The organism is Priestia sp. TRN 1309, from assembly GCF_050846875.1.
GTDB classification, from domain to species: domain Bacteria; phylum Bacillota; class Bacilli; order Bacillales; family Bacillaceae_H; genus Priestia; species Priestia zanthoxyli.
On the sequence record NZ_JBOZGM010000004.1, the window covers coordinates 609,604 to 636,212 of the forward strand.

Annotated in this window: 23 protein-coding genes and 1 riboswitch; of the genes, 6 read left to right on the forward strand and 17 right to left on the reverse strand. The window is 38.0% G+C overall.

Features of this window, described 5'->3' with window-relative positions; all coding sequences use genetic code 11:
• Positions 1 to 5: 5 nt before the first annotated feature.
• The 6 genes from ACRPLQ_RS19325 to ACRPLQ_RS19350 form a co-directional block, all read right to left on the reverse strand.
• A complete protein-coding gene (locus tag ACRPLQ_RS19325) occupies positions 6 to 3,623 on the reverse strand; it encodes a dynamin family protein (protein WP_243494377.1) in 3,618 nt (1,205 codons plus the stop codon).
• Between the two features lie 199 nt (positions 3,624 to 3,822).
• Positions 3,823 to 3,993: a hypothetical protein gene (locus ACRPLQ_RS19330; protein ID WP_155017140.1), complete on the reverse strand. Its 171-nt coding sequence runs from the start codon at positions 3,991 to 3,993 to the stop codon at positions 3,823 to 3,825.
• 6 nt (positions 3,994 to 3,999) lie between these two features.
• Entirely contained in the window at positions 4,000 to 4,563 is a 564-nt protein-coding gene (locus ACRPLQ_RS19335) for an isoprenylcysteine carboxyl methyltransferase family protein (protein WP_033578450.1), read from the reverse strand.
• 5 nt (positions 4,564 to 4,568) lie between these two features.
• The gene (locus tag ACRPLQ_RS19340; protein WP_028414037.1) at positions 4,569 to 5,654 is read right to left on the reverse strand and encodes a type III polyketide synthase; all 1,086 of its coding nucleotides are present in this window, start codon (positions 5,652 to 5,654) and stop codon (positions 4,569 to 4,571) included.
• Positions 5,655 to 5,878: 224 nt separating this feature from the next.
• Positions 5,879 to 6,421, reverse strand: coding sequence for a GNAT family N-acetyltransferase (locus ACRPLQ_RS19345; RefSeq protein WP_028414038.1), 543 nt, complete (start codon positions 6,419 to 6,421; stop codon positions 5,879 to 5,881).
• Between the two features lie 444 nt (positions 6,422 to 6,865).
• On the reverse strand, positions 6,866 to 8,290 hold the full coding sequence (locus tag ACRPLQ_RS19350; RefSeq protein WP_432236236.1) for an NAD-dependent succinate-semialdehyde dehydrogenase: 1,425 nt from the start codon (positions 8,288 to 8,290) through the stop codon (positions 6,866 to 6,868).
• Between the two features lie 130 nt (positions 8,291 to 8,420).
• Here ACRPLQ_RS19350 and ACRPLQ_RS19355 point away from each other — a divergent pair, with 130 nt between their 5' ends.
• The gene (locus ACRPLQ_RS19355) at positions 8,421 to 9,281 is read left to right on the forward strand and encodes a LysR family transcriptional regulator (RefSeq protein WP_034266540.1); all 861 of its coding nucleotides are present in this window, start codon (positions 8,421 to 8,423) and stop codon (positions 9,279 to 9,281) included.
• 138 nt (positions 9,282 to 9,419) lie between these two features.
• Here the strand turns inward: ACRPLQ_RS19355 and ACRPLQ_RS19360 are convergent, their stop codons facing one another.
• The 5 genes from ACRPLQ_RS19360 to ACRPLQ_RS19380 form a co-directional block, all read right to left on the reverse strand.
• Positions 9,420 to 10,730 (reverse strand): nucleobase:cation symporter-2 family protein, encoded by a 1,311-nt coding sequence (locus tag ACRPLQ_RS19360; protein WP_049163674.1) that lies wholly within the window; start codon positions 10,728 to 10,730, stop codon positions 9,420 to 9,422.
• Between the two features lies 1 nt (position 10,731).
• Positions 10,732 to 11,325 carry a xanthine phosphoribosyltransferase gene (locus ACRPLQ_RS19365; RefSeq protein ID WP_028414042.1) on the reverse strand — a complete coding sequence of 198 codons (594 nt, stop codon included), beginning with the start codon at positions 11,323 to 11,325 and terminating at the stop codon, positions 10,732 to 10,734.
• Between the two features lie 103 nt (positions 11,326 to 11,428).
• Positions 11,429 to 11,530, reverse strand: a riboswitch (purine riboswitch).
• A gap of 97 nt (positions 11,531 to 11,627) precedes the next feature.
• The gene (locus ACRPLQ_RS19370; protein ID WP_432236237.1) at positions 11,628 to 13,145 is read right to left on the reverse strand and encodes a carboxypeptidase M32; all 1,518 of its coding nucleotides are present in this window, start codon (positions 13,143 to 13,145) and stop codon (positions 11,628 to 11,630) included.
• 125 nt (positions 13,146 to 13,270) lie between these two features.
• The gene (locus ACRPLQ_RS19375; RefSeq protein ID WP_432236238.1) at positions 13,271 to 15,208 is read right to left on the reverse strand and encodes an ATP-dependent DNA helicase; all 1,938 of its coding nucleotides are present in this window, start codon (positions 15,206 to 15,208) and stop codon (positions 13,271 to 13,273) included.
• 224 nt (positions 15,209 to 15,432) lie between these two features.
• Entirely contained in the window at positions 15,433 to 15,612 is a 180-nt protein-coding gene (locus tag ACRPLQ_RS19380) for a hypothetical protein (RefSeq protein WP_013056154.1), read from the reverse strand.
• Between the two features lie 333 nt (positions 15,613 to 15,945).
• Here ACRPLQ_RS19380 and ACRPLQ_RS19385 point away from each other — a divergent pair, with 333 nt between their 5' ends.
• Genes ACRPLQ_RS19385 through ACRPLQ_RS19400 form a run of 4 tightly spaced genes read left to right on the forward strand, consistent with a single transcriptional unit; the run spans position 15,946 to position 20,085 of the window.
• On the forward strand, positions 15,946 to 17,037 hold the full coding sequence (locus ACRPLQ_RS19385; RefSeq protein ID WP_033578445.1) for an ABC transporter ATP-binding protein: 1,092 nt from the start codon (positions 15,946 to 15,948) through the stop codon (positions 17,035 to 17,037).
• 36 nt (positions 17,038 to 17,073) lie between these two features.
• Positions 17,074 to 18,321 carry an ABC transporter substrate-binding protein gene (locus tag ACRPLQ_RS19390; RefSeq protein ID WP_034266533.1) on the forward strand — a complete coding sequence of 416 codons (1,248 nt, stop codon included), beginning with the start codon at positions 17,074 to 17,076 and terminating at the stop codon, positions 18,319 to 18,321.
• Positions 18,305 to 19,258 (forward strand): carbohydrate ABC transporter permease, encoded by a 954-nt coding sequence (locus ACRPLQ_RS19395; protein WP_243494370.1) that lies wholly within the window; start codon positions 18,305 to 18,307, stop codon positions 19,256 to 19,258. The genes ACRPLQ_RS19390 and ACRPLQ_RS19395 overlap by 17 nt, the downstream gene beginning before the upstream one ends.
• Positions 19,259 to 19,272: 14 nt before the next feature.
• Entirely contained in the window at positions 19,273 to 20,085 is an 813-nt protein-coding gene (locus ACRPLQ_RS19400; protein WP_033578442.1) for a carbohydrate ABC transporter permease, read from the forward strand.
• Positions 20,086 to 20,119: 34 nt separating this feature from the next.
• On the opposite strand, the gene ACRPLQ_RS19405 is transcribed toward ACRPLQ_RS19400, so the two are convergent.
• Positions 20,120 to 20,614, reverse strand: coding sequence for a hypothetical protein (locus ACRPLQ_RS19405; RefSeq protein ID WP_028414049.1), 495 nt, complete (start codon positions 20,612 to 20,614; stop codon positions 20,120 to 20,122).
• A 159-nt stretch (positions 20,615 to 20,773) separates the two neighbouring features.
• On the opposite strand from ACRPLQ_RS19405, the gene ACRPLQ_RS19410 reads away from it, so the two are divergent.
• Positions 20,774 to 20,902 carry a hypothetical protein gene (locus ACRPLQ_RS19410; protein ID WP_013056148.1) on the forward strand — a complete coding sequence of 43 codons (129 nt, stop codon included), beginning with the start codon at positions 20,774 to 20,776 and terminating at the stop codon, positions 20,900 to 20,902.
• A gap of 44 nt (positions 20,903 to 20,946) precedes the next feature.
• Here ACRPLQ_RS19410 and ACRPLQ_RS19415 read toward each other — a convergent pair whose 3' ends face one another.
• The 5 genes from ACRPLQ_RS19415 to liaF form a co-directional block, all read right to left on the reverse strand.
• Positions 20,947 to 22,092, reverse strand: a complete 1,146-nt coding sequence (locus ACRPLQ_RS19415) for a THUMP domain-containing class I SAM-dependent RNA methyltransferase (protein ID WP_028414050.1) — start codon at positions 22,090 to 22,092, stop codon at positions 20,947 to 20,949.
• Between the two features lie 209 nt (positions 22,093 to 22,301).
• The gene (locus tag ACRPLQ_RS19420; protein WP_176344362.1) at positions 22,302 to 23,969 is read right to left on the reverse strand and encodes a glycoside hydrolase family 13 protein; all 1,668 of its coding nucleotides are present in this window, start codon (positions 23,967 to 23,969) and stop codon (positions 22,302 to 22,304) included.
• 132 nt (positions 23,970 to 24,101) lie between these two features.
• Positions 24,102 to 24,728, reverse strand: coding sequence for a response regulator (locus ACRPLQ_RS19425; protein ID WP_028414052.1), 627 nt, complete (start codon positions 24,726 to 24,728; stop codon positions 24,102 to 24,104).
• Positions 24,721 to 25,767 carry a sensor histidine kinase gene (locus tag ACRPLQ_RS19430; protein WP_034266530.1) on the reverse strand — a complete coding sequence of 349 codons (1,047 nt, stop codon included), beginning with the start codon at positions 25,765 to 25,767 and terminating at the stop codon, positions 24,721 to 24,723. The genes ACRPLQ_RS19425 and ACRPLQ_RS19430 overlap by 8 nt, the downstream gene beginning before the upstream one ends.
• Positions 25,764 to 26,492 (reverse strand): cell wall-active antibiotics response protein LiaF, encoded by a 729-nt coding sequence (gene liaF, locus ACRPLQ_RS19435; protein WP_028414054.1) that lies wholly within the window; start codon positions 26,490 to 26,492, stop codon positions 25,764 to 25,766. The genes ACRPLQ_RS19430 and liaF overlap by 4 nt, the downstream gene beginning before the upstream one ends.
• Between the last annotated feature and the right edge of the window lie 117 nt (positions 26,493 to 26,609).

Below are 26,609 nucleotides of genomic sequence, written 5' to 3' on the forward strand. Positions count from 1 at the left end.
AAAAATTAATGACCCTTTCTTTTCTCCAATACATGTTCTAGCACCGTCATTGTACTTACCAATTCTTGAATTGGAAATTCTTCAGACACGGCCGCTTGCAGCTGTTTGTAATAATCATACCATTCTTCAGATACAGACTGTTTATGCGCTAAAACGTACTGATTCACTAAATAGGTATAGTGTGAATGAAGAGCAGCTTCTTCTTTCGCAATGTAGTGATTAACATCCGGCTTAATACGTTCTAATAAAGCAGCGTGGAGCTTTGCTTTCTCATTTTTTTCAAAAAAGCTTTTATTGTTTTTATACAGTGAAAGCTCTTTTTGATACGATTCATTCTTATCGAATTGATGACTTGTCACAACTTCGCTGCCATTTGGCGGCTCTAACGAGTTCAACGTTGGAGTAAACGTCGGTTCATAGCGCTGTAGCTTTGTGATGATCATTCGATGCCAGTCTTCGATTAATTTTACGATGTATTTTTCGATTCGCAAAGTGGTCGCACGCACTTCTTGCGTTGCGTCGAAGGAAATAGACGTTAACAACTCCTGCAAACACAGGCGCAGCTGCTTTTGCTTTTCACCTCGATCATCTCTTAAGTTTGCCGGACTGAATGCTTCTTTAAAGAAGTCATCGTACCTCACAAACAGACGTTTTTTCACATAAAATAAAAGCTCTTCTAATTCTCGGTCAAACTGCTGTTGTTCATATTCAAAATGAATTTCATGCAGTTTTGCTGCTACCTGCTCATTTTTTATGTGAAGAGATTGAATGTATCGCTTTTTATCGACTTCTGATTTTGTCTGCACCTGTTTCATTTCATTGGCAACTGCTAAAATTTGTTCGAAATCTGCATAGACACTTTGGATAGCAAGCTCTGGTAATTCATAATTTATGAAGCGGTAAAACGCATTTTTGAATGGCAGAAACATTTTATCCTCATGGTTTTGCAAAGCTTGCAAGCTTGATACCGGGTATAAGCGCGGAAAGCGTATACCATACTGTTCAAGCTGCTCTTTTACGTACGTCTGAACTAACTGCAGCTCTGTATCCGAGCTGGCTAAGTCCGCTGCATTTACTAAGAAAAACATTTTATCAAGCGCAAATACATCTTTTACACGGCCAAGCTGAATAAGAAATTCTCGGTCAGCTTTTGAAAATGCATGATTATAATACGTTACAAATAAAATGGCATCTGCATTTTTGATATACTCAAACGCTACTCCCGTGTGTCTCGCATTGATTGAATCAGCTCCAGGTGTATCAACAAGCGTAATGCCTAAGCGAGTAAATTCACAGTCATAATACAGGTTAATAAATTGAACAAAACACGCTTTTTCTTCCTTGGCTACATAATCATGAAATCCTTCTGTATCCACTACTACTTCTGAACCGATATGATGCTTGACTTCGCCGTAGCCTTTTTCTACTGCCTGTAAAAACGACAAATGCAGCTGCAGCTCTTCTGTTGCCTGCAGGGTCGGAATAATCGCTAGCGCTTCGTCAATTGTTTCTACTTCATGATGAAACAGCTTAAGTGCACCATTTAAATCTTGGATCATCTGCTCGTTTGTTTTCATTTGCACAACAGCTGTTTTATGCGGCCGGCTTTCTGTTGGAGGCATAATTTTATTGATGGTTGCTGTTGTTGGATTCGGAGATACAGGAAGTAATCTTTCTCCAATCAACGCATTAGCAAAAGATGACTTACCGGCACTGAATGCTCCGAATAAAGCTACGGTAAACGTTTGATTTGATAGCTTTTTACGTTTTTCTTGAAGCCTATTAATAAAGCGGTCTAATTTTCCAAATGAACGGAGCTGTTCGAGAACAGCTGATACATCTTGAAGAACCTTTTCTGTTCCTGTTTCATGCACAGCTTCCTCAGGCTGTGAAACTAACTGCTGCTCACTCGCAGCTTCATGCTTTTCTTCAGCTTTCATGATGCCCGTTTCATATTCTTCTTGTAACATATATGACAACTCGTTTGTATCTTCTAGCGTTAGGTCGTCATCAGTTTGCTGTAAAGATTGAAGCAACGCTTTTGTACGTGCCAGTTTTGCTTTCATTTCCTGAAGAGATGTATACGCTTCTTCAAATGCCTCACATTCCTGCAAGTGTTGAGAAATATTCTCACGCTTTACTTCATCTTGCTCCATTTTGCTCTGTTCGATTTGCGCATAGAGCTCGTATAACAATCGCGTGGCTTTTTTCTTAATGTGATCAGCTACATCTTTTGCGTACGTTAAAACATAATCACCATTAATCGTAGCTCCTGCTTTTACCGTTTCAATTAAGTCATGAGGTTCTAACGGAATTTCAAACTGCTGAACCTGGCGTATAAGATCCGGGTCAGTAAGATTTTGATTTTTCACCAGATCTTGCACATATTGCTGCAAGTGCCACTGCAGCTGAGAGGCTGTTCGTTCTTTCATATCGTCAAAAAATAACGTCAGCCGCTCTTTTTTTACTTCCTCGGTCTTTTTCTTAGCAAATAAAAGACCGACTTTGAAATCAGGCTTTGTCGTTTCTAAAAACAGCCTAGCTTTTTCTCTCATTTCATATGGTGTTAAATTGGCGTTGCTTAGTATCTTGCCTGTTTCTTGTTGGTACGTTTCTGCTAACTGCTTTTCAGCACGCTTTATTTCCGCTTCTTTTTCGAGAAGCTGCTCTTTTTGCTGCTTATTTATTTCATGGTTCTCAAGCGTCAGCTTATGGCGCAGCTCGTCATGAATCGTTAACTTTTCTTCTTCTTGGTCTTCAATAAAGGCAAGGTGATCGTCAATTAACATTTGCATCGCATGTTGAATATGCTGATGTCGGTTTTCTTTTTCCGTCATCATAGCAAGTAATAGAGATTTTACGTACGAAAGGTCATTATGACGGTTGGCTGGCTCTTTTAACGACGTATAGAAGATTCCTTCTGGTCTAACATTCCACTTTAAAAATGACGTTTCTACAGATTCTTTAAATGCTTGAAATGTTAGCTGATCTTCTTGATGTTTATCGATTTGATTTACAATTAAATAAAGCGTTTTATTAGCTTCTTGCAGCTGTTTTGCAAATTGAAGATTTAATTCTGCCTGCACATGATTATAATCCATCACGTAGAAAATAACGTCCGCTAAGTGAAGAGCTGACTCGGTCGATACACGATGCGCATCATCTGTTGAATCAATCCCCGGTGTGTCCATCACCACAACATTTTTAGGAATAGCGGTTGTCTCGATTGATAAATGAATGGACTCTACTTCATCTCCGTCGACAGCAAACTGCTTAATTTGTTCATACTGATAAGGCGCTTCATAACGCACCGGCGGCTGTTTGCGGTAATAAACGGTTGCATGCTCATCCCCCGCCTTTACTGATACTAAGTTTGCGCTTGTCGGAATAGGACTTGCAGGCAAAATTGCTTGCCCCATTAATTCGTTAATCATACTCGATTTCCCAGCCGAAAAATGTCCGCAAAATGCTACAACAAATTCACCGTTCACCCACTTTTTTAACAGCTGTATTGCTTTTGCTGCCTGCTGTTCATCTCCAGCTGCTTGAAATTGCTTATGTAAATGAAAAAGAGATGCTTCCAATTGGAGATTTTCTTGATGTTTCACACTCACTTTACCCATTATTACTCTACCCCTTTTGCCTCATTCAAGACTGTATTTAAATGTTCTCTATCCATCTTTGTTTCTGCTTATTCTTTCTCTATTTTACTTGATTCACCTACGTTTTCCCATAAAAAACTGAATTTTTAGTTACAAAAACAATAAAAAAAGCTGTCAATAATTTGACAGCTTTGCATTGTATTTATTTACCGTGTATATATTACGCCTTTTGGGCTTTTTCAATATTTTTCATTACATACGTTGTGACGCCAACATATGTAGCAAGTGCTCCGATCACAAAAAGACTAACCATTACGTCCACCACCGTTTCTACTTGATGAAATTGATAATCTTTATCATTTGATTTCATCTTATCATGAAAGATAATCATTTTCAATTAGTTTTGAGATTTTTTTGCAGGAAAGAAACGTCCCGTATTTTGCATGACCTCGCCATAATTCGTTTCATTCGTTAGCGCTTGCTCTTCTAAAGGAATTCTAACGGCTAATATACACAAATTGAAAACAGAAAAAATAGCTAACGTCCAGTATGCCTGAAACATAAGCGGAACTAACACCAATTCTGCCGCTACAACTATATAATTTGGGTGCTTCATAAACCGATAAGGACCTCTTAGCACAACCTTCGCGTTAGGCAAGACGATAATTTTTGTATTCCAATACTTTCCTAACGAAGAAATAGCCCATACTCTTGCAAGTTGCACAAGCACAAAAAAGCTAAACAACAAAAAAGAAAAGTGATACATTCCACCGCTTAACACATACACTTCCGTAAAAAGAGCAGCAAAAAAAGCGGCGTGCATGCTTACCATCCATTTGTAGTGACTTTGACCAGCTTCGTACGCTCCCTGCTTCTTCATCCAAGCTTCATTTCTTTTGGCAATCACCAGTTCACATAGACGCTGTAAGATAATAAATACAAAAAAACTATAAAAAAACAATCGCTTTACCTCCACTCTAATAGAAGCATTTCAGAACTAAATCCAGGACCAAGAGCTGTTAATAAACCGTATTCTTTACTCGGAATTTCTTTCTTCATAAAGCGGTCTAGCACATATAAAACGGTTGCCGAAGACATGTTTCCATGGTTTTTAAGTACATCTAGTGAATCAGCAATCATATTTTCGTTTAGCGATAGCGTTGATACATATGCTTCAAGCACTTTTTTCCCTCCAGGATGAGCAACAAAATGTTTTAAATCCCGACTGGTCAAATTCTGAGTTTGTAAAAAAGACTCAACTTCTCCGCCTAACCACGAGTCGATAATAGTGGGAATATCTTTTGAAAAGACAACAAATAACCCATCATTTTTAATCTCCCATCCCATTACGTCTTCGGAATTTGGCATAAGCGTCGATTGTGTATGTAAAATGTAAGGAAAGCTTTTTGAACGGGAAAAAGTGATATCTGCTTCGTCACCTGCGACTAAAGCAGCTGCTACTCCATCAGCAAATAAAGATGTACCAATTAAGTTGCTTTTTGAACGATCATTCCGCTGAAAAGTCAAACTGCACAGCTCAACGGATAATACAAGAACTTTAGCGCGCGGAAAGGCTTTGCAATATTCGTAAGCCCTTGAAAGTCCAGATGCTCCTCCGGCACACCCTAATCCCCATATAGGGATTCTTTTTGTATGGTCTGAAAACGCAAGCTTATTCATAATTCGAGCTTCAATGCTAGGCGTAGCTACACCGCTTGTTGAAACGTAAAAAATAGCATCAATTTCTCCACACGGCAAAGGGGTACTTACATAGTCTTTATTTGTTAAGCATTCTTCAATGGCTTTTGTACCTAATTCAACAGCACATTCTATAAAAGCATCATTTTTTTCTTCGAATGTATGATCTTCTTGAAACCAAGATAAGTCTTTGGCAAAATTACGTTTTTCAATTTGACCATTTTGAAAAACGGTCAGCAGACGATTAATATCTTTAAACGACTCGGAAAAAAGTTCTTTTGCAAATAGCAGCGTGTCTTGCTGAGTTAATTCATAGGGGGGAACTCCAAATCCAACTGAGATAATTTTTGGCATACACTTCACCTCTTTGATTGCGTTACATTTAACATTTGTAATAGCTGGGGATTTATTCAATTCTTTTTTAGTGGAATGGAGGTGAAACATAAAAAAACTTTCCTGTAACTCAGGAAAGTCTACGTTTTGAAGAAGTGTATGTTTGTTGTGCACTTTTATTATAGCGCAAATAATCTGAATGTACAGATACAATTTATGGATTGACGAAAATAAGTGCTTATTTTTTATGAAAAGAAAATGGACATATAGATTTCATCTACATATTCATTGTTAAAATAAGCTTGTTCTTTCATAACACCTTCTTGTTCAAATCCTACCTTTTTATACAATTCGTATGCCACTTTATTAGAAGCAAACACAGTTAAAGAAAGTTTATGAAGATTATTTTCTTTGCACCAGTTTAGCGTATAATTCATAAATTGTTTTCCTATTCCCATTCCCTGTGCTTTTGAAATAAGCCATGTACGGAAGAGCCCCGTGTGGCGCTTCATTTTAATTTCGCCTCTCAGAACACGTGCGATTCCAAGTACTTCACCTTCGACTTCAGCTACAACGTACATGTGATTGTTCTTTTCTACTGATGCAATAAAATCTTGCTCTTCTTGGACTGTGCGCGGCTCATCTTTTTGAATAAATTCCCCGGCTTCAATAATTTCTCTTACCGCTGTTGTAATATGCTCTGCATCACTTGCCTTTGCAGGGCGTATAGTGACTTCACGTCCGTCTTTCGCTTTAAATTTCACTATGTTTTTCTCTGCTGTAATCATCTATATCAACTCCTATATTTTTCACCATTCAGTACTACTATTTTGGTTCTAGCTTGCGTAATTTATCAGTGGTAAAGTTCTGCTTTTCATTTCATCTAACAAGCAATCATGTGCATTTGTTGTATTACCCACGCTTTAAACAAAGCTAAACCATTTTTGAAATATTTATTCTTGCACAGACATCCTAGAAATGCAATTAATTGCGTTAAAGAACTATTATTTCAAATTTTCTTTACAAAAGTGCATAAAAAAGAGGCTGGGACATAACGAAATCACTCCGACCTAAAGACGAACAAATGGGATTAATCCGCTAGAAGCAACGAAACGCATGAAAGCTACGTCCATCTTAACAATAAAAAAATACGAACTAACAACCAATAATTTTGATTATTAGTTGCTAGTTCGTATTTCACTTCGACTAAACTATTTTTGTCCTACTTTTTATTAAAGTCCCATTGAGATATATTTTACTTCTAAATAATCTTCAATGCCGTAATGACTTCCTTCACGTCCAAGACCACTTTCTTTAAAGCCGCCGAATGGAGCTTGAGCTGCAGATGGAGAGCCATCATTTACTCCTACAATGCCGTATTCTAATTCTTCAGATACAAATGTTGCTTCTTTGATGTTTTCTGTAAATACGTAAGCTGCTAAACCATAAGGGCTATTGTTTGCTCGTTCTACGGCTTCTTCTACTGTTTTGAATGTTGCTACAGGTGCCAATGGTCCAAACGTTTCTTCAAACATGCAATTCATGTCATCAGTTACATTTGTGATAATTGTCGGCTCCATAAAGAAACCGTTTTTAGTTGTTATAGCTTGTCCGCCAACTACAACTTTAGCTCCTTTACTTTTTGCATCCGCAATTTGTGCTTTTACTTTCCCAACCGCTTTGTCGTTAATTAACGGTCCAACTTGTGTACCTTCTTCTAATCCGTTTCCTACTGTTAATTCCGCCGCTTTTGCTGCAAATTTTTCAACGAAAGCATCTGCAATGGATTCTTGTACGTATACGCGGTTTGTGCAGATGCACGTTTGACCTGCGTTGACAAACTTAGAAGCAATTACGCCGTTTACAGCAGCGTCTAAATCTGCATTTTCTGTTACGATAAACGGTGCATGACCGCCTAATTCCAGCGATAATTTTTTCACAGTATCAGCAGCACCGCGCATTAGATGCTTACCAACCGCTGTTGAACCAGTAAATGTTAATTTTCGGATGCGTCCGTCTTTTTGCCATGTGTCGCCAATAGCTGCTGCATCTCCAGTAACAACATTGATCACACCTTTTGGAACGCCCGCTTCTTCTGCGAGTTCTATTAAACGAAATGCTGTAAATGGTGTTTCTTCAGATGGTTTTAAAACAATTGTACATCCTGCTGCAAGAGCTGGGGCCACTTTACGCGTAATCATGGCTGCAGGGAAGTTCCATGGCGTAATAGCTGCTACAACGCCAACAGGCTGTTTTTTAACCGTAATACGTTTATGCGTATGATGAGCTGGAATCGTTTCACCATATACACGCTTTCCTTCTTCAGCAAACCAAGCAATATAATCATTGCCATACTGCACTTCACCTTTTGCTTCTGCAAATGGTTTGCCTTGTTCCGTTGTCATAATTTCTGCTAGTTCATCTTTATGATTTTCAATAAGTTGATGCCATCTCATTAAAATAGCACTGCGCTCTTGAGCGGTTTTTTTCGACCATGTTTTAAAAGCTGTCGCTGCTGCATCAGCGGCAAGTGCTGCTTCCTTTGCGCCTGCCTTGGGAATTTGTCCTATAACTTCTTTTGTTGCTGGATTAATCACATCAATTTTCTCTTCTGTTGTTGTCCATTCACCGTTAATATATAGTTTGTTTGGATACATCATTCATCCTCCTAGTTGTGTGAATTTCTTTGCGCTGTGTTAACTACACTATATACACTAGCATCTTCGTTGATTTATGAGAACTTCCCTTCTATACTATGGGTATAACAAAAGGTTATAGGTGATAAATATGAAAACAGAATGGCTTGAGTCTTTTATTGAAACAGCCAAAACAAAAAGCTTAAGCAAAGCAAGCGAACAGCTGCATATGACGCAGCCCGCGCTCAGTAAGCAAATGAGAAAACTAGAAGAAGATTTAGGAGTAACATTATTTATTCGCTCCGCTACAGGAGTAGAATTAACCTCAGCAGGTGAAATTCTTTTACAAGAAGGTGAATCCATACTATCAAGCGTTCATGCTCTTCAAAAAAAATTAGTGTCTACGCAAGAAGCTTGTGATTTAACTATCGGAACGTGGCAAAGTATGGCTGCTTTTTACTTACCTTATCAACTGGCTTCTGCTAAAGATCACAATCGCCATATTGATATAAAAACCTCGCATCACTATTATGATTTGTTAGAGCAGTTAGAAAGCAATCAAATTGATGGGGCTTTATTTGATGATCGAGAGATTCAACATACTTACTGGTCAAAATTATTATTCAAAGAAGACTTTTATTTATTTGTGAATGATCAGCACCCGTTAGCCGAAAAAGAAAGCGTATCATTTGAAGATTTCAAAGAAGAACCCATTGTAGTTCTCCCTCCAGGGTGCGATGTTCGGACACTAGTAGAAAAAGCGTACAATCGTCATAACTTAAAAATTTCCATTGCCAATGAAATTGAATTTGCTCAAAGTATTATGGGATTTATTTCAGCTAATTTAGGTATTTCAATTCTCCCTGAAATTTTTATGCGCCATTTACAAAGCTCAAACATTAAAGCATTGCCTATTACAGACTTCAAATTCAAAAGAGAAATTTCATTAGTGGCAAAAAATCCTGACGTGGGGAAAATGCTTTATACACTGTTTTTCAAAACACGGTCTTAATAGGAAAGACGACCAAATTGGACAAATAATCTACTATGAATCGCTTGTTACAGCTATGTTCCCTATGACATTGAAAAGATCCGAACGATTAATCGTTCGGATCTTCTTCAACTAAAATATTTTGGCGCCAGCCTCTTTTTATTTCGATATTACTTCATTTGTTAACTTTGTTTCTGCAACTTGCGCACGTGGTGATTTCATCATATTAAAGACAATATTTAAAAAGATTGCTGTAAAACTCCCCATCACAATACCGCTTCCAGTGAGAACTTGAAGACTCTCTGGTAAGTTTTTGAAGAGTTCAGGTACAACCGTCACTCCTAGACCCATACCAACCGAACATGCAATTACAAGAAGGTTTTCTTGTTTTGCTAAATCAACTTGACTAAGGATTTTTATACCTGAAGAGATGACCATCCCAAACATGGCTACCATAGCTCCTCCAAGTACAGAGCTCGGTATAACTGTCGTCACGGCTGCGATTTTAGGTAGAAAGCCCAAAATGATTAAAATCCCACTCGCTGCAAATACAACATTTCTTGTGCGAACACCTGACAACTGTAAAAGTCCTACATTTTGAGAATACGCTGTATAAGGAAATGCGTTAAAAAATCCGCCTAATAAAATCGCCAATCCTTCTGCACGATAGCCTTTAGATAAATCTTTCTCATCCACTTCTTTTTTACAAATATCACTAACGGCAAAATAAACGCCTGTGGACTCGACAATGCCAACAAGTAAAACAAGGAACATTGTCAGGATGGCCATAATATTAAACGTTGGCATCCCAAAGTAAAACACGTGCGGCATATGAATCCACGCTTCTTCTTTTACGCCGGAAAAATCGACTTTCCCCATAAAAGACGCTACAATTGTTCCAACAACCAATCCTAATAACACAGAGACGGAGCGCATAAATCCTTTTGTAAATCGATACAGAACAATAATTAATAGCAAAACTCCAAAACCTAAACCTAAATTGCTCAAGCTGCCAAAATCTTTACTTCCTTCTCCTCCAGCTAAATCTTTAATCGCTACAGGAATTAACGTAATTCCAATAATCGTTACAACCGAACCCGTAACTAAAGGAGGGAAAAACTTAACCAATTTACCTAGAAAAGCAGAAAGAAGGACAATGAGTAAACCGGCGACGATAATAGAACCATATATGGAGGAAACGCCGTAAGAACCTCCAATTGAAATCATAGGCCCTACGGCAGTAAACGTACACCCTAATACAACTGGAAGACCAATACCGAAAAAACGATTTTTCCATACTTGCAGTAACGTTGCCACACCGCACATAAATAAGTCAATCGCCACTAAATACGTAAGCTGCTGCTGAGTCAAGCCAATGGCTCCTCCAACAATAAGCGGGACAACAATCGCACCTCCGTACATAGCTAAAACATGCTGTAAACCAAGTGAAAAGACTTTTCCTTTATTCATATTAAACCTCCACTGTCGGTTTATCTTCAGCAAATGTAACTTTACCATTTGATAAAGACTGAATGCGCGCTAATGATTCTACTTTAACGCCTGATTTACGAATTTGTTTTCCTCCATCTTGGAACGCTTTTTCAATAACAATACCAATGCCGCCTACTTTAGCACCTGCTTTTTGCACGATATCCATCAAGCCGAATGCAGCTTGGCCGTTTGCTAAAAAGTCATCAATAATTAAAATCACGTCATCTTCTCGAATAAATTTATCAGCAACTGAAATTTCATTTTCTTCTTTTTTTGTAAATGAATATACTTTTGATGTAATGAGTCCGTCTTGAAGTGTTAAAGATTTTCTTTTTCTGGCAAACACCATCTCAACGTTTAGCTTCAATGCGGTCATAATCGCTGGAGCAATTCCTGATGATTCAATCGTTAAAATCTTCGTAATTCCTGCATTTTCAAAGCGCGAAGCAAATTCTTCTCCAATTTCTTTCATCAGTACAGGATCCATTTGGTGGTTTAAAAATGTGTCTACTTTTAAAACCGTGTCCGATAATACGATTCCATCTGTTAAAATTTTGTTTTGCAAAGCTTTCATAGTTCGTTCCTCCAACGTTTGTATTAAAAAAGCTCAAAAACATAGCTGCACTCGTATATGAGTAGAGCAATGTTTTTGAGCTTTTACGCACAAAAGTGAAAAACAAACTTCATCGCTCACCCATAGTCAAACTATTTACGGTAGTTTGGTAGATACTTACGAGCCTTATTCTCGTCATTATATGAGTGCGTTATTGAGTTACTTGTATTATATCAGCAAATCTTTTATTTGAAAATATCTAAAAAAGATATTTTCGAACATTTACTTGCAATACAAAACATAATATTCGGTTATAGCACTTTTTATACGTGATAAATTTGTCCGTATTTCTCTTCTAGATATTGAATTAAATAATCTACATTTAGCCCTTCACCCGTCACATCGTTTAAAATTTCAAGAGGTTTTTTCATTTTTCCGTACTGGTGAATATGTTCTGTTAACCAATTTGTAATCGGCGAAATTTCTCCTTTTTCCAAGAGTTCATCATAATTAGGCAAGTCTTTTAACATGGTATGCTTAAACTGCGCTGCGTACATATAGCCCAGAGCATAGGAAGGGAAGTACCCAAAGCTTCCGCCGGCCCAGTGTACGTCCTGAAGCACGCCTTCTCCATCGTGACTTGGACGAACCCCTAAATATTCTTCGTATTTCTCATTCCAAATTTCCGGTAAATCCTCAACTTTATACTCCCCGTTTATTAATCCTTTTTCAATTTCGTAACGAATCATAATATGAAGAGGATACGTTAACTCATCTGCTTCAATACGAATAAGAGACGGTTTTGCTTCATTTACTGCTCGGTAAAAATCTTCTAAACCTACATCGTCAAATTGTTCCGGCGCATGCTTTTTTAGTACGTCGTAATGATGCTGCCAAAATGCTTTATTTTTCCCGACAAACTGCTCAAAAAACAGCGACTGTGATTCATGAATTCCCATTGAAGTACCTTCACATAGAACCGTGCCAACAAGATCCTTTGAAATATTCTGCTCATATAAAGCATGGCCACATTCGTGAATCGTGCCAAAAATAGCCGTTCGGAAATCGTTCTCGGCATATTTAGTGGTGATGCGCACATCTCCCGGGTTTAAGCCAGTAGCAAAAGGATGGACGGTTTCATCAAGTCTCCCCGCTTCAAAATCATAGCCGAGTGTTTTTAACACGTCTAGACTAAATTGCTTTTGCGCTTCTTTTGGGAAAGTACGGAATAAAAATTCCGTATTGGGCTTTGTATTTGACCCGGCGATTCGCTGAACAAGAGGCACAATATGCTCCCGCAGCTTTCCAAATACCTCGTCTAAAATTTCAACCGTCATTCCCGGTTCAAAAAGGTCTAATAAACGGTTATATTTGTTTCCTTCATACCCCCAATACTCCACAAACTTCTGATTAAACGCTACAATTTTTTCAAGGTACGGTTGAAATAAAGCAAAATCTGCTTTTTCTTTTGCTTCTTCCCAAATTGACTCCGCTTTTGAAGTTAACGTAACGTATTCTTTATATTCGTGCGGAGGAATCTTTTTATTTAAGTCATATTCTTTTTTACATTCTTCCACTGCTTTTTTCGTAATATCGTTTATGTAAGGCTGTGACTCAGGGTTCGTTAATTTCTCAATAAAACCTGCCATTTCATTAGAAACGGAAAGATTGAACGCTTCTGATGACATCATGCCAATCACTTCAGAACGCTGATCCGCCCCTTTTTTTGGAGCACCCGTTCTCAAATCCCAGTACATCACTCCGATTGCCTCGTGATAACTTTTGATTTTATTCATGTATTCATAAAACTGTTTCTCAATTTTCTGTATGTCTTCTCTCATTGTTTTTTCCTCCTTACTTTCCTTATTTCACCATAAATTATTTTATCATAATAGTAACGGTGTGTATATAACTGAAAATTCAATCTATTGTGCATATAAAAAAGCGCGGCTGCCACCGCGCTTTTTTATACGTTTTCTATTTTCGTTGGAACATTTTGTTCAATGATTGAACGCACTTTTGAATCTGTGCTTTTTGGCATAAAGATCGTGATTAGACCCTTATCATTATGAGAGCGAATCAGCCTTCCAACTCCTTGCTTTAAGCGAAGAAGCATATACGGCATATCTGCATCCCAAAATGGATCGACTACTTGATTGCGCTTTGCTTCAAAGACCGGATCATTTGGCGGATACGGCAGAGACCAAATAATTACATTCGATAACGAAGGTCCAGGAATATCCAACCCTTCCCACAAATGAACAGCGCATAAAATCGTTTCTTCTTCCCTTTGGAACTGAGACACTAATTTACTGATTTCTTGATCGCCTTCAAATAAAAATGTGTACTGATTTAACTCTTTGGAAACTTCTTTGAACATCTCTAGTTCTTCTTTACTGTTAAACAATAAAAGTGCTCGTCCGTTCGTTTTTTCGAGCTGAGCAACAGCAAAGGCAAATTTTTCAGCAAACGCTTCTTCTTGATCATCCGAAACATTTTTCACCGCAATTTTCATTTGCTCATCATAATCAAATGGCGATTCAACTGAAAAAGAAAGCGGCTTTGCAATTCCTAAGCTATATGCTAAATAATCGAACGATTGGTTATCTGAAAGAGTGGCAGAAGTGAAAATGTATGGTATTTTCTTCGCAAATACTCGTTCTTTTAAGACGTCTTTTACTGCTTGCGGCATAATAACCAACGTCAGCTGCCAGTTGTTTTCTTCCACCCAGTAGATGGCATTTTCGTTGTCCATAAATAAGCGCAGCGAATAATCAATTTGATCTAGGTACTCATCTACAATTCGCAGCGTATATTCGTCTACTGTATAGGTCTCACTCTCAAACACAAGCTCGTTTCCGATATGTTCAAGCAGCGATAAAAGTTCTTTTCCTACACTTTGTAATCCGTTTGTTCGGGCTACTTCTTTACGGCTAGAACCAACGATTTCTGTGCTTGCTTCACTTAAACGGTCAAAGAACATTGCATACACATCGATAGCGTGCTCGATCTTCACAGCAAATTCTTCTCGCACGTCATTTTCTAATAGACGCGTTAACAAGTTTTCTAACGTATCTTCTTGAATGCGATACGTTAAAGCCTTTTGTGCAGCAAATTCCAGCAGGTGACCTTCATCAAATACAGCACAGCTGCTTTCAGGAAGAAGCGGAAGCTGTCCTTCACGCTTGCGGGCTTCATATGTCCAAATGTGTTCCATGTAAAAATCGTGAGAGCAAATAATTAAGTCATGTGCTTTTCTATAGTGCTCGCGTGAAAGCGTTAAGCCACATCTATGACGCTGCTCACAGGAAGAGCAATCTTGAAACGTATCCCAGTTAATTTGATTCCATTCCTCATCCGTTAAATGAGGATATTCTTTACGGTCTCCGTAGTGATAGAACGACTGCATACCACTATGATCATGAACAAAATCAGGAAGCGTATCGTAAATTTCTTCAATGTTTTCATTATCTGTTCGTGCTGTCACAGCATCTAATTTCTTTAAACACAGATACTGATCTTGAGATTTTGCTAGGCGAACATCCATGTTAATATCTAAAATACCAGAGAGCTTGGCAATGTCTCCTTCGGCTTTTACTAACTGTTCAATTAATGTTTCATCCGCACAGGCAATAATAGCCGGCTTGCCAATATACCTTGCATAACAAATAGCGTACAGTAAATACACAATGGTTTTCCCTGTTCCTACACCTGCTTCTGCAAAGATTACATTTTTTTCTTTAAAAGCTCGTTCGATTTGAAAAGCCATAAAAATTTGTTCATCCCGAAGTTCTAATCCTGCGTCTGGAAGATGATCATAAAAAACATCACCTATCCATTCATTTAATTTGTCAAAAAAGTTTTCATCCCGCTCAATTGTAAAAGGCAACCGCTCTCTCATCATCGATACTGACTCCTTTATTTATGTAAATATCTATCAATAAAAATTAGCTTCACTTCTTTTTATCTAGTAAATTTCTCATGTAAGCAAAACTTAATTATTGACTACTTTATCTAAAATGTCAATAAAAAGAGCTGAACATAAAAAAGTTCTGCCTGTAAGGACAGAACCTTTTTGTATAAAAGCTGGGTGTATAGAACGCAAACGGAATAAGTGCTATTAAAAAATTAATTACAGCGGAATTTGGAATCCGTGGACTGAGACAATAAAAAGGCCGCTTCATACTCGGCTTTTGCTTGTTCCAGCTGAGTAAGCGTCTCTCCGCTAACTTCTATTCCCTGCTGCATTAAATGATAGCTGTTTTCCAACGCTTGCCGAATCATAGTGAACTGCGTGTTTCTATCCATTTATAAACATCCTCTCTCTGTAGTGCTTACTATAAAAGTGAATACTATCATTCTATACACCAGCTGTTTATTTTATTCTCAAAACCAGCATCTCTGGCTTAATAAATGGATTCTTTCATTTAAGAAAAATAATCGAACTTATTAAAATATTTTAATTCTCACTTGACATATAGGAATAATATATTTTAAAATTACTTACAGATTCAATCACTCAAAACTACATACTACAGGCTTACCGGTCAACCGATAGCCTCTAATTGCCAGATACACGTACAATCCGTCTGTGCAATTAGAGGCTTTTATTTTTTAAAAGCCTGCTGAGAGGAGAAAAAAATGGCAGAACTGCAGTTGCAGCATGTGTATAAAAAATACGGAAAAGATAGTCTTGCAGTTGATAATTTTAATCTTCATATTCAAGACAAAGAATTTATTGTATTTGTAGGACCTTCAGGGTGCGGCAAATCCACTACCCTTCGAATGATCGCCGGCCTTGAATCGATAACAGAAGGAGAATTGCTTATTAATGGAGATCGTGCAAACGATTTACCTTCTAAGGACCGGGATATTGCAATGGTGTTTCAAAACTACGCGCTTTACCCTCATTTAACGGTTTACGACAACATGGCATTTGGCTTGCAGCTCCGCAAAGTCCCAAAACAAGAAATTGATGAGCGCGTTCGTGAAGCGGCTCGTATTTTGGACTTAGAACCCTATTTAAAACGCAAGCCAAAAGCATTATCAGGAGGTCAGCGTCAGCGAGTGGCTTTAGGAAGAGCCATTGTACGGAATGCCCAAATTTTTTTAATGGATGAGCCTTTGTCTAACCTTGATGCGAAGCTTCGCGTACAAATGCGTGCTGAAATCAGTAAGCTTCATCAGAGGCTGCAGACGACCATTATTTATGTAACCCACGATCAAACAGAAGCCATGACGATGGCAAGCAGAATCGTAGTTATGAAAGACGGAAAAATTCAGCAAATAGGTTCACCTATGCAAGTGTATAATGCTCCAGAGAATACGTTTGTAGCCAGTTTTATAGGCTCACCGGGAATGAACTTTTTCACAGGAAAAGTAGTGAACAGCAAACTGTACATCAGTGAACATGAGTTTCAACTGACAGAAAATCAAATGCATTCGTTACATGAAAAAGGCTACAATAATCAATTCATTACTGTAGGAATTCGACCCGAGCATATTACGCGCGCCTTTTCTGATGCTCCTCATATTTCATTACCGGTAGATGTGTCTGAGTTATTAGGAGCAGAGTACATACTATACAGCAGTTTAGGAGAGCAGCTCTTTGTGGCTAAAATCCCTGGGGATGAACATATTCAAGTTCATCAGCACTTTCCGTTTCATTTTCAAATGAATCATGCTCATTTCTTTGACCAAGCATCTACCAATCGTATCAAAATTGACCAATAACTATCTAAAAAGAATTCTATAAATGGGGGAACTAAAATGAAAAAATTATTAATTCTGTTAGCAATGCTCACCGTGATCATCGCCGGCTGCGGCAAAAACAGTTCAACAAGCGGCGACAGCAGCGATTCTTCAAAAAAAGTAACCATTAACTTTACGCATTGGCGAGGAGAAGATACGAAAGCCTTTGATTCTATCATTGAGCAATTTGAAAAGAAAAACCCAAATATTCATGTAGAGATGACCGTCTTTCCTTCGGATTCATATCAATCACAAATTCAAGGATCTCTACTATCTGGAGAAGGCATCGATGTATTTGCTAGTTTTCCAGGAAGTCAATTTGAAACGATTCGCAAAGCAAACGGTTTTGCAAAGCTGGACGACCAAAACTTACTCAGCAAATTTGACGAAAAGCTAATCCAAGCGGGTAAAGCGGATAATACGCAATATGCTCTTCCTTATCAGCTAGTCTATAACATCCCTGTCTATAACAAAGGCATTTTTGAAAAACTAAATTTAGATGTTCCTAAAGACTGGAATAGCTTTTTAAAAACAGCTGAAACATTAAAGAAAAATGGTTACACGCCGATTTTATTTTCAGGAGACGTAAGTCCTTCTCAATTTATTAACCCAATGATTATGAATAACGAACCTACAAATAACGCCCTTCACGAAGTAGAAACGGGCAAGCGCAAGCTAACTGATGAATGGTTTATCAAAACCCTATCTCAAATTAAAGAATTAAATGATAAAGGTTACTTCCAAAAAGATGCTCTTGGTACGAAAAAAGAAAGTGCTGCAGCACTTTTTGCTCAGGAAAAAGGCGCAATGCTTGCTCAAGGTTCTTATATGATGGCTACAGTAAAACAGCAAAATCCAAAGATTGATCAAGGTTTGCTTGCACCGATTACAGTGGATCAAGATAAAGCCAAATACGAAGGTGTTCATACCACAACATTCTTATTAGGTGTTGCTGAAAAATCAAAACACAAAGAAGCTGCTAAGAAATTTTTAACTTTCCTTGCAGATCCAAAGATTTCTTCTGAGTATGCAAATGCTACTGGCCAGTTATTAACGGTCAAAGACGTGAAATATGATTCACCTGAACTCAAAGAAAGCGCAAAGTGGAAAGACAAAAAAACGGTCTTCCAACCTCGATTTACCATTTTAAATGAGCGCGTATCAAAAGCTGTTGAAACATCTGTACAGGACGTACTATCCGGTATGTCAGCGAAAAAAGCTGCTGAAAAAGCACAAGGAGAGGTAGAACGTGTCGCTAAAAACTAATACGTCTATTCAAGAGGAAGAAAAGAGAACCCCTTCGTTCTCTTTTCCTCTCTTTTCATTTAAAAATATCTCTAAAAGCAGGCATCTATGGTTGTTTTTGCTTCCTGGTTTTGTCATATATACGGTTTTCTTTGCATTGCCAACGCTTTCTGCTTTATTTTTAAGTACAACTGATTGGAATGGATTGTCTTCTCAGTTCTCATTTGTAGGGTTTCAAAACTTCAAAGAAATTTTAACAAACGATGCTATTTTTACACAGTCTCTTACAAACAACTTAAAGTTCACAATTGGCGTGCTGATCTTTCAAACGTTATTGAGCTTAGGCTTTGCACTCTTACTTTATAGAAATTCTGCATGGAATACATTTTATCGCTCACTCTTTTTTGTACCGACGATTATTTCATCCGTGTCGATTGCGTTCACGTGGAACTTTATGTATGACCCCAACATTGGAGGAGTTAACCTATTTTTAAGTACAATAGGCCTTGAGCATTGGACACAGTCTTGGATCGGAAATGGACATATCGCCATTTACAGCTTGGCTTTTGTACAATTTTGGGCACATACTGGTCAAATGCTTATTATTTTTGTAGCTGGAATTCAAGCTATTCCCAGTGAGTTATATGAAGCTGCTAGTATTGATGGAGCAACACGATGGCAAAAATTCAAGCGCATTACGTGGCCTCTTTTAGCTCCAGCTACGACAATGGTTGTGGCTTATACGACCATACAAAGCTTTAAAGCATTTGATTTAATCATTGCAATGACAAATGGAGGTCCCTCCAACTCAACTGAAATTCTTTCGACACTTCTTTATCACGAAGCTTTTATTAATTTTCGTTTTGGCTATGCCTCTGCCATTTCCGTTGTATTTATGATTGTGATTGCTCTTTTAACGTTTCTTCAATTTCGCGTACTTCGCCTGACCAAAATGTAAAAGGAGATTCTTTTATGAAACAAAATCCATTCAGACATCTGATTTTAGGGATATACGGTTTAATCATTCTGTTGCCCTTAAGCTTGGTTTTATTAACAACCTTTAAAACAACGCCTGAACTTTACAGCAACCCAATTGGATTACCAGCAGGCTGGAATATTGAAAATTATAAACAGCTGCTCGTCAATGAACCCATCTTTGGCTATATTAAAAACAGCGTGATTGTTACCGTCTTTAGCACGTTTTTTATTCTATGGTTTTCAAGCATGATTGCTTACGCTATTATTCAGCTACCTCAAAAGCTTGGATGGATTGTATACGGCTTTTTTGTTTGCGGAATGATTGTCCCTACTCAAGTCAATATGATTCCTGTCTTTTTGCTGATGAATAAGCTTGGACTGGTCAATACGCTAACAGGGGTCATTATCGTCTCCATAAGTTTTTTGCTTCCTATCGGTGTGTTTATTATAACGGGGTTTATGAAAACTTTGCCAAAGGAACTATTCGAAGCCGCTCGCATGGACGGGGCGTCAGAGTGGAAAATATATTCAAAAATCGCTCTTCGACTCTCCATACCTTCAATGGCTACAGTAGGAATTTTTTCGTTTGTGATCGTGTGGAATGATCTGTTATTCCCTTTGCTATTATTAAAATCTAAAGAAGTAAAAACGCTGCCTATTGCATTATTGGACTTTCAAGGGGAATTTCTAACCAATTACCCTATGCTGTTTTCAGCAGTCGTTCTTTCTTCTATTCCATTATTGATTGCGTACGTGTTTTTGCAAAAGCATTTCATTTCAGGAATGACCTCTGGGGCATTAAAATAGCAGGCAAGAAAATCACGCTTCCCTGCCTGCCCCTTTATTCTATAGGATTATTTTTTAAAGCACGCTGAGGTTTCGGTTTCTCTACTATTAGGTGTTGGTAAACGTACATTAAAGCAGCTTTTAACAGAAAGATACCTAGCAAATGGTACTCTTTAAATGTGCCTACCCTAAAAAGCTTTGCACGGCTCATAGCTCGTTGAAAAGGATAAACAAAAAATGTATCTACGATTGCATTTAATAACATATACCTTCCAAAATGGCCATATGTGAACTTTTTAATCCATAAAGAACCTGCTAAAAATGGACCTAAAAGTAAAGCAGCTTCACCTGTTAAATATGGATGAGGAGGATTAGGGAATATCCACCACTTCTTTTTTTCAGCAATATAGCTTTCAACCATAATTAAAAAGGAAATAAACATAGTAGATGATAAATAGCGCTTAATATGCTGTCGTCCTATAAAAGGGATGGTTAACCATGAAAGAAGCATCATCCCGCCAAAAACCCGTGCTGATCGATTTTTTCTCATTTTATCACCTCTTAGGTTTTAGTATGAGATTTCCCTTTCGTAAATATGTTAGAAATAAGCTAATCATTTCTCGTTTTAAGCCTGCTATTGAAAAGAAATGAATACATATATTGCCCTGCTACTCGCCCATACTATAAAAAAACATAATGGGGTGAGTACATGCATGATTATTATGACGGACTATATAAATACCTGCTTAATGCTACGTTTTGGTTTATTTTATTAATTGTCGTGCTCGGGATAGGCATGTTTGGAATGCTAGCTTATCGCGGTTTAAAAAAGAAATAACGTAAAAAAGCCAAGCTGTTTTTACACCGCTTGGCTTTTTGTATTTATTGATCGTTGCGTGGAGGACGAGGTCCCCAGTACTGATAGTAGTCTGTTTTAATAAATCCGTTAAACAATTTGCGTTTTTTCGTCGCTTTTTTACCGTAGTACTGTTCAAACTGTTCATGAGATGTAAGCATATAAATCGACCACGTATCAAGCTTAGAAAACGCTTCGCCCATTTCAGCGTACATTTTTTCAACAGAAGGACGATCGCTTAAACGTTCGCCGTACGGAGGGTTACCAATAATGATTCCATATTCTTTCGGCGTCGTAAAATCGCGCACTTGCATTTGCTTAAATTGAATTAAATCTCCAAGTCCAGCTTCAAATGCATTTTGCTCCGCTACTTTTACCATACGATGGTCAATATCATGACCAGCAATATCTAGCACTTGGTCATAGTTCGCTAAGTCTTCTGCTTCTTCGCGCGCTTTGTCCCAAATGCTTGCTGACATCCACGGCCACTCTTCTGATAAGAAGTCACGATTAAATCCTGGTGCAATATTTTGACCGATAAGCGCTGCTTCGATAGCAATTGTACCAGAACCGCAGAAAACATCGACAAACGGACGATTCGCATTCCACGGCGTTAGCATAATTAAAGCAGCTGCCAGCGTTTCTTTTAAAGGAGCTTCCCCTTGTCCTACGCGGTAACCGCGCTTATGAAGTCCTGCACCGCTTGCGTCAATTGTTAATGTAGCAACATCTTTTAATAACGCTACTTCAATTTTAAACGTTGACCCCGTTTCTTCGAGCCAGCCTGTTGTTTTGTTATAATGTTTTTTCATGCTGTCAACAATTGCTTTTTTTACAATGCTTTGACAATCTGATACGCTGAACAATTTAGATTTAACTGATTTTCCCGATACAGGAAACTGTGCATCTACGGGCAAATAATCTCCCCAATTTAATGCTTTTGTTTGTTCAAAAAGCTCATCAAACGTACGAGCTTTGAACTGTCCAACCTGTACTTTAATTCGATCTGCTGTACGAAGCCATAAATTGCATCGAGCAATTGCAAGCTCGTCTCCTTCAAAGATAACCTTGCCATTATCTACTTCACATTCATATCCTAAAGCACGCACTTCTTTAGCCACTAGTGCTTCAATTCCCATTGCTGCTGTTGCAATAATTTTATATTTCGCCATTTTTCAACCTCATTTTGTTTCTAATTATCTACACTAAGTGTAAAAGTACCATATACATGCGCCGTAGTCAAAGCTTTCTCCGTCTTTTTATCAAAATGCAGAAACTGCTCGCTCTTGGTAGAGCCAGCAGTTTCTTTACATATGTCGCATATAGATTTGTTTTTAAAAGCTTTCCATTTTAAAATTGCGCAATCGGTTGCTCAACTTGTTTATGAAAGTAAGTATACACGTGTTTCATATGGGTGCAGCGTACATTGTTCAAGCGTTTCGTTTTTATCCAACGGATAATTATGAATCAGCACTTCTATGTTTGTAAATGAGCTCTCTGAAGGAAACTCGAACGTTTGATTATTCGGTGACATATTACAAATAACAACAGCGGTTTTACCTTCTAATGTTCGCGTATACGCGTAAATAGCGGAATCTTCTTCTGCCAACAGCTTATAAGTTCCATACACCAGCACATCATGCTGTTTTCTAATTTTAATGAGCTGTTTGTAAAAATTCAGTACCGAATTCTTATCACTTTTCTGCTCTTCTACGTTAATGTCTACGTAATTTGGGTTCACTTTCATCCAAGGGTTTCCGGTAGAAAATCCTGCATTTTTTTCTGTATTCCACTGCATTGGCGTCCTTGAGTTATCGCGGCCTGTTTCCCAAATAACTTTCATAATCTCGTCATGTGAATCGCCTTTTTCACGCTGAATACGGTAGTAGTTAATCATCCCAACATCATCATAATCATCAATAGAATCAAATTTAACATTGGTCATTCCAAGTTCTTGTCCTTGATAAATAAACGGTGTTCCTTTCATTAAAAAGTATAGTGCAGCTAAGCACTTTGCACTTTCCACTCGGTAAGCTGTGCTGCCGAATTTATTTACAGAACGAATTTGGTCATGATTTTCTAAATATAAAGCGTTCCAGCCGTTAATTTTTTCTAAACCATTTTGCCAATTAGTTAAGATTGTTTTTAACTCGATTAAATCAAGCGGTTTTTCTTCTCCTTTATCCCACAGTCCCATATGCTCGAACTGAAAAATCATATTGAAGTTTCCGCCATCTTCAGCTACCCACTCATCTGCGCTGTCCGATGTTACACCATTTGCCTCTCCAACCGTCATAATATCGTATTTGGCAAACGTTTTTTCTTTTAGCTCTTTTAAATGTTCTTGAATTCCCGGTCGATTCATATGCCCTTCAAACGATGGCACATAATCTAGCTTTTCAGGGTTCGGCAGATCTGGGAAGCCGGCCACTTTCTTAATATGCGAAATAGCATCTACACGAAAGCCGTCAATTCCTTTATCTAACCACCAGTTAACCATTTCATAAAGCTCATGACGTACTTTTTTGTTTTCCCAGTTTAAATCGGGCTGTTTTTTAGAAAATACGTGCATGTAATATTCTTTTGTCTTTTCGTCGAACTCCCAAGCTGATCCGCTAAAAATAGATTCCCAGTTGTTTGGCTCTTTTCCATCTTTACCTTCGTGCCAGATATAATAATCACGATATGGATTCTCTTTAGCAGACCTAGATTCTAAAAACCAAGGATGTTCATCTGAAGTATGGTTAATAACTAAATCCATAATCAGCTTCATTCCGCGATGGTGAACTTCATCTAACAGCTCATCAAAGTCTTCCATTGTTCCAAAATCTTTCATAATATCTTTATAATCACTGATATCGTAGCCATTATCGTCGTTAGGAGACTGATAAATCGGGCAAATCCAAATGACATCAATTCCAAGATCAGATAAATAGTCTAATTTTGAAATAACCCCTTGAATGTCACCAATTCCGTCGCCGTTTGAATCCATGAAGCTTCGCGGATAGATTTGATACGCAACAGCTTCTTTCCACCATTTCTTTTCCATGTGCTCAACCCCTCAAAATAGTGCTTTTACGTAAGCGTTCGCCTTTACGCATATCGCTATTTTATAATGAATACATGCAAAAAAATAGGTTTTTCACAAAAAAAATCGTTATTCTCTTTTGAATAACGATTCTCACTGCGCTAATTTGTGTTTAAAGGCATAAATGACGGCTTGAGTTCGGTCCTGCACATCCAGCTTACTTAATAAATTGCTCACATGTGTTTTTACCGTCTTTAGCGCAATAAATAATTCGTCTGCAATCTCTTGATTTGTTTTACCCTGTGTCATTAAAAGTAAAATTTCCATTTCACGAGCTGTGAGTTCTTCATGAGGTAAAGACGGCTTTCTCATTTTAGACATCATTTTACCGGTTACTTCAGGCTCTAATACAGATTCCCCCTCATATGTACGGCGAATAGCAGCTGCAATTTCTCCTGCTTTAGACGTTTTTAATAAGTAGCTTGTTGCCCCTGCCTCTAGAGCGGGATATACTTTTTCGTCATCTAGAAAGCTAGTGACAATAATTACTTTTGCTTCCGGCCACTGCTTAATGAGCTGTTTTGTTGCTTCAATCCCGTCCATTTCTTCCATGACTAAATCCATTAAAATAATATCCGGGCGCAGCTGAAGCCCTAATTCAACGGCCTGTTGGCCATTGGCTGCTTCAGCTATTACATGAATGTCTGTTTGAGCCGACAAATACGCTCCTACGCCAATACGAACCATTTCATGGTCATCTACTAACAGTACATTAATCATTTTGCTTCTCCTCTCTTTCTACTAACGGTACTTTTACTTCTAGCTTTGTTCCTTTGTCGGGCAAACTAATAATTTTTAATAGGCCTCCAATTTCAACTGCGCGTTCATACATATTTTGCAGACCGTACGATCCGACTTTCTCCTTTTCTACATCAAAACCAACTCCGTTATCCACAATACGTAAAATAATGGAAAAGTCACGTTTGATCAGCAGCACGTCTAAAGCTGTTGCATTTGCATGACGCAGCGTATTTGATACGGATTCTTGCAAAATTCTAAACAAGTGGTCTTCAATGCCTTTATCAAGTTCAAACCCTTCTATTTTCCAATTTAATTCAAGCGGTACTTTTTGAGCAAGCTCATTCATCAGTTCTTTCATTCCAGCCTGTAGCGATTTTCCTTTTAATGCTGCAGGACGAAGATGAAGAAGCAAAGCCCTCATTTCAAGCTGTGATTGATTAATCATTTTTTCAACCATCTTTAATTGCTTAGCTTCAGAGTCTTGTAGCGTAAGATTGGATTCCGTAATAGCAGACATAAGCATCGAAGCGGCAAATAGCTGCTGACTAACGGAGTCATGCAGTTCTCTAGCAAGCCGATTTCGTTCTTGAGAAACAATTTCTTGCACTTGCTTTTGCTGATTTTCCACTTTTTCCGTTGCCATCTTTTGAGATTGCTGCGCTTGAAGAATCATTTTATGATCTACTTTGTTTAAACGGCTTATAATTCGAGACGTTTCTTGAATAAGCGGTTCATTTGCCGACATATGCCGGTGGCCATTTTCTATTTCATATAATCGGTTTTCAACATATGCCCACTGCTGTCTCCACATAAACCCCATGATTCCTCCAATCACACTTCCAATCGTAAGGCTTAAACTGAAGGAAAACAGCACAAAAGGCATGCCAAATACGCTCGTTTTCCATAAGTCGCTAAGTTGAAAAACAGGATATGCAAAAAACACGGTAAGGAGCACGGATACAAATACAAAAAAACTTAAGAAAATCCCCCACAATAACTGCCGTTGAAGAATACTCATATCCTTTGCACCTCTAAATCTCCAATCACAACAGTTGTAACAATCTTCACCCTATGAGCAGATTGATCAAATTCCTCTGTTTTGATAGACAAATTTTCATTGAACGAAAAGCCGCGCTGATGGCCAAAAACCGTTACGTTTCCTGCTAGTTTAGAATGATTCACAGATACTTCTGTTTCGTAAGGAATGAGCACTTTAATATTTCCAAACACTTGACGAATAAAGATAACCGCATCGCCTTTTGGCAGAACAGTATTGCTTAAATCAATCACAATGTCTCCCCATACGCTTTGAATATTAATATCATCCCATTCGTATACGGAGTCTTCGGTTCTTTGACTACCAAGAAGTTTATTCGTCAAAACCGGCCGGACCTGCACCAAACTTTGGTTTGGCTGCTGTGTCAACTCGTCAGTTGGTCTAAATTCAACCGGATGCTTTCGTAATTGAATAAATCTAAGTAAAAAGTACAGGAAAAGAGCAATAACTAAAAACTTAAAGGCAACCGTATTAAATATATTCAACACAAGCCCAATAACGCCAATCCAAAATAACATACGCCCTAATTTTCTTCTCATTTTTTTTCGCCCAATATACATGAACGCACCGGCAATTAATACAGAAAAGATCAAGCCGCTGTGAAAAAACATAATTTCAATAAACAGGACAAATAAGCTGCAAATAAAAATGAACATAAGAGATTCTGTTTTGTTTACGCTTTGCACAGCTCCCTCTCCTTTCTCCTCGTAGATGACATAGCGTTCTTTGGATGCTGCAGATATCTATTCTCTCACCTTAAAAAGACGCAGAAACCTACGCCTTTTTTAGAATACCATGTTTTA